Here is a 614-nt window from a genome sequence, read left to right on the forward strand (position 1 = left end):
CCGAGGTGATATGCCCCACGTAGGTGTGGCTGATCTTGTCGTAGTACTTGTTGAAGGTGCGGTAGACGATGTTCGGGTTGTCGTTGTGCGTCGGCTTCAGGAAGGTCGCGCACAGCGCCGGGGTGAAGCCCAGCGCCAGGAACGCCGAGAACGCCATCGAGATGGCGATGGTCAGCGCGAACTGCTTGTAGATCTCACCGGCCGCACCGCCCTGCAGTGCCGACGGAATGAACACCGCGGCCAGCACGACGGTGATCGCCACCACCGCGCCGGTGATCTGGGTCATCGCCTTTTGCGTGGCCGGCTTCGGCGCCAGCCCTTCTTCGGTCATGATGCGCTCGACGTTCTCGATCACCACGATCGCGTCATCGACCACGATGCCGATTGCCAGCACCATCGCGAACAGGGTCAGCTGGTTGATCGTGAAGCCGATCATCCACATGCCCAGGAAGGTACCGAGCAGGGCCACCGGAATGACCAGGGTCGGGATCAGCGTGGCGCGGAAGTTCTGCAGGAAGATCAGCATCACCAGGAACACCAGCAACACTGCTTCGAACAGGGTCTTGACCACTTCCTGGATCGAGATCTTGACGAAGGTGGTGCTGTCGTACGGC

General features: G+C 61.2%; 1 protein-coding gene. It reads right to left on the reverse strand.

Going from position 1 to position 614, the window contains the following annotated elements:
• Nucleotides 1-614 (reverse strand): efflux RND transporter permease subunit (locus C9414_RS20840; RefSeq protein ID WP_142398073.1); only part of this gene is annotated, 614 nt, incomplete at both ends.

The sequence above is a fragment of the Bacillus sp. Nf3 genome (assembly GCF_003028545.1).
Lineage (GTDB): Bacteria > Bacillota > Bacilli > Bacillales > Bacillaceae > Bacillus > Bacillus safensis.